Raw genomic sequence first — 3,544 nt, 5'->3', positions numbered from 1 at the left:
GCGAACAACGCGACGTTGACCCAACCCCATCGAACCGTGCGCTTCGTCCGCTCGCTCATGACGCGACACTAGACGGGTGTGCGGCAACAACCTAGAGGGAGCCATGGACCGGTGAACGATTCCCTTACGGGACGATGCGCAACGTCGCTGCGTGACAGAGTTGAGCCGTGGAGCGCTGGCTGAACGACGAGATGCGATTGAGCGCGCCGTCGACGGTCAGGGCGGTCGACGACGATCCCACGCTCCGACCGCTCATCGAACGCGGGTTCACTCGTTCAGGTGACTCGGTTGTACTTCGGTCCTACGCCGCCTCTCGCCTCCGGACGGCTCCGCCGTCCGATGCTTGGGGAGTGGAGTGGTGGGTGAATAGCATCCACTTACGCTCGAACCTTCCGGCCGCCAACGTATCGTGGCGGGAGCAGGTGGTCGCACAAGGATTGTTCCTGATCGAAGGGCTGCTCCCCCGAATGGTTCGACTCTCGTCGGGCCGTGCGGCTCAAGCCGTCCTGTCGCTTCAGTCGTCGCCAATCTTTGTCGACCCCGAAGCCGACTTCGCATCAGGGTCTGTCCATTTCACGCTCGTCCGCAGCGCAGTGGAAGACGCTCGAGCAGTGGAAGACGCTCGAGCAGTTCAAACGCGGTCGATACAGCCCGTCATGGTTGTCACCCTCGACTCGATCGACACCTCGACTAGAGACAGCGACGCCTCCTGACGCGGGCCCAGGATCGGAATCCTTCGCCTACTGGGCGGACCGGCCTGCCCCTGCGACCGAAGCGCTGAACGATCCCAATCCGGGACGCGAAGCGCGGCTGCGATGATCACTCTATGCATCGAACAGTAGGCAGAGTGGTCAGCCGGTGACCCCACCGCAATCAGACGCGAGAACGGTTCGCGCGAGGATCCGTCTCCGTCCAACCAGCGACGGCGGCCGAAAGGCGCCCATCGGTCTCGACGGAAGGTATCGACCACATGTCGTCGTCGTCGGCGGCGACGGAACGCATCTCGGCGTGATCGTGCGCAGCAGCGAGTCTACTGAAGTCGATCCCGGCGAGACGAGCGAAGTGACCCTTCAGCTTCTGTACGACATCGACTACAGCTCCCTCAGCGCCGGAGCGGCCTTCACTATCGTTGAAGGCCCCAAAGCCATAGGTGACGGACAAGTCCTCTAAAACAGTCGCCTCGGTGGGCCGCCATGCTCTGAAGACACGATCGAGCGCGTCGCTCGGAGAACTGCGCCGCAGCGTCCGCTGCGATGCTCGGCCGCACCGCGTGACGACCCGGTGATCGATCCTCTTCCGGGACGGTGACAACGGATCTATGCGGCGGTGATCAGCTCGCCAGGCGCACCGAGAGACGCGAGGTCGACATCGCCCCGTGTCGCCAGAAGCTCGCCGCTGATCCCGTCGTATACGGCGGTGAAGACGTCCACTCGATGGAGGTCGAAGCCGTAGGGCACGTCCGTTTTTTCCGCAGGTGCGTGCACGGTTAGTGCCCAGACCGGCTCGTCCGGTGCGACCCAGTAGTGGTCCGCGAGAGCGGGCTCGTACGCGGCGAGTTCCTTGTACGTGGTTCTGACTGCGTAGATCGGGTACTGCTTCTTCTCCTCCGCGCCGAGCGTCGAGAGGCGGGTCCCGAGACCGTTGGCCAGATCGAGCGCCGGGTTCGTCAGCTGCTGGACGTCGATCATCGGCCCCTCAGAGGCGGCGGTGGCGATGGGGGTGCCCGGCGGGCCTTCCGTCGGAACGGTGGGTGTCAGGGCCTCCGTCATCTCCGTTGGTTCGGCAGGCGTCTCGGTGGGTATGGGGGTCGTGCTGGCGGTGGCGTCGATGGTGACGGGGCCGGAGCGGATACGCATCGCCGTGGTGGTCTGCGTGAGGCTGACATCCTCGGCGCCCAGCGTGCCCACCAGCCACTGCTCTCGTTCGCCGGCCACGTCGAGGCAGCCGACGTAGGTCGTCGCGGGGCCTTCGGTGACGACCCATACGGACGGCTGCAGGCCGGCGGACTGGAGGTCGTAGGTCAGCGTGTTGCACGGCCCGTCGACGTTGAGCTTCGACTGGCCGTCAATGCCGATGATGCGAAGGCTGACCGGGTGATCGAGCAGCCATCCGCCTGATCCTTGATCACCGATGACCGAGGTGGTCTCGTAGACGGGCTTGGTCGCGTCTTCGGCACTGAGCAGTTCACCCGGCACCTGCGACGTCAACGAAGAGCCGGGACTCGTGGCACTCGTCGCGCATCCGCTGAGGACGAGCGCCACGCAGAGGCCGAAGATGCTGCGCGTGAGAGTTCTCGCGCGTCTGATGGTCACTGGTCCACTCCCGTCTGGGTCGCGGGCGGGTTGGTGCAGTCGACCGTGGAGGTCAGTCCCGTGAAGATCCGGATCTGCCCGTCTTCCTGGCAGACCTGACTTCCTGCGAGGGAGTACTGAGCGGCGTCCGTCCCGTCTGCGGTCCCACCGTCGGCACCCGACCCGGTGAGCGCGGCGCATGCCGCGGCGAGCGACGCGGTAGACCGCTCGGCGGGCGTCCGGATCTCGCCCGACAGGGCGACGCCCTGCCCGTCCTGCTCCCAGCAGGTGACGGACGCTGCGACCGGAGTGCCGCGATCCGTCGTCACCGCCGTGAGGACTCCCGCGCTGAGGACCGCGCCGGCGACCCCGGCGATCGTCACCGCCACAGCCTGGACGAGACGTCGGCGGCGGCGGATCCGTTGCGCGAGTCGCGCGCTGATGCGCTCGAGCTGCTCGTCGCTCAGGTCACGACTGTCCATGGTCCTCTGTCCGTTCCGTCAGGGCTCTCGTCACCGATGCCCGCACCCGGGAGAGACGGTTGCGGACCGTCCCGTGGGACAGGCCGAGTGAGCGCGCGGCATCGCTGTAGCTGAGGTCGTCCTCGACGCACGCCGTCCAGATCGCCCGGTCCGTCGCGCTCATCTGCTCGACCAGACGCCGCACGTCCAGCAGCCGGTCACTCGTCTCAGCGTCGACGCCGGGAGACGCGGTGTCGTCGGAGAGGGGCTGGTGGCGTCGGCGCTGCTCGCGGCGGTTGGTCGAGGAGCTGAGGTTGCGCGCCGTCACCAGCAGCCAGGGCAGCACCGACTCCCCCACGATGCGCACGCTCGAGCGGCGCTGCCACAGGAGGAAGAAGGTCTCCTGGACGACGTCCTCCGCGTGGCCGGCGTCCGCGAGGAAGCTTCCCGCGGCCCTGTAGACCGCGCGCGCGTGCGTCCGGAAGAGAACATCCAGTGCCGACGGGTCATCGCCGCGAAGACGATCCACCAGCGTCGCCTCAGCAGCACCGACCATCCGACATCACCCCCTCAGTAGTGAATGCCCTCAGAGCACGGATTCGTCTCAGGCGTCACGAACGAACTTTGCCGGTCCGACAGTGCCTCTGTGAGCTATCCCCATATGGGACGAGCCGCCGCCGTGGCCGGTGTAGAAGTCACGCCGACCTCAGGAAGCGTTGATGTCCCCGTGGATCGTCAGGAACCAGGCCGTGTCGCCGTCCGCGTTTGACGCGGTGGCCTCGACAGTCGAAA

Annotated in this window: 4 protein-coding genes; 1 reads left to right on the top strand and 3 read right to left on the bottom strand. The window is 66.4% G+C overall.

Annotated elements, in window-relative coordinates; translation table 11 throughout:
• Positions 1-167: 167 nt before the first annotated feature.
• Positions 168-713, top strand: a complete 546-nt coding sequence (locus tag C5D66_RS16965; protein WP_146079358.1) for a hypothetical protein — start codon at positions 168-170, stop codon at positions 711-713.
• Positions 714-1,316: 603 nt separating this feature from the next.
• Here the strand turns inward: C5D66_RS16965 and C5D66_RS16630 are convergent.
• The 3 genes from C5D66_RS16630 to C5D66_RS16620 are packed head-to-tail and all read right to left on the bottom strand — an operon-like array spanning position 1,317 to position 3,281.
• A complete protein-coding gene (locus tag C5D66_RS16630) occupies positions 1,317-2,312 on the bottom strand; it encodes a hypothetical protein (RefSeq protein WP_104256515.1) in 996 nt (331 codons plus the stop codon).
• Entirely contained in the window at positions 2,309-2,773 is a 465-nt protein-coding gene (locus tag C5D66_RS16625) for a hypothetical protein (RefSeq protein WP_104256514.1), read from the bottom strand. Before C5D66_RS16625 ends, C5D66_RS16630 begins: the two co-directional genes overlap by 4 nt.
• Positions 2,760-3,281 (bottom strand): RNA polymerase sigma factor, encoded by a 522-nt coding sequence (locus C5D66_RS16620; protein ID WP_181028855.1) that lies wholly within the window; start codon positions 3,279-3,281, stop codon positions 2,760-2,762. The genes C5D66_RS16625 and C5D66_RS16620 overlap by 14 nt, the downstream gene beginning before the upstream one ends.
• Positions 3,282-3,544: the final 263 nt, after the last annotated feature.

The sequence above is a fragment of the Rathayibacter sp. AY1B4 genome (assembly GCF_002932815.1).
Classification (GTDB): Bacteria; Actinomycetota; Actinomycetes; order Actinomycetales; family Microbacteriaceae; genus Rathayibacter.
The sequence above is the reverse complement of the archived record's forward strand: the minus strand, read 5'-3'. Positions and strand labels throughout refer to the sequence as shown.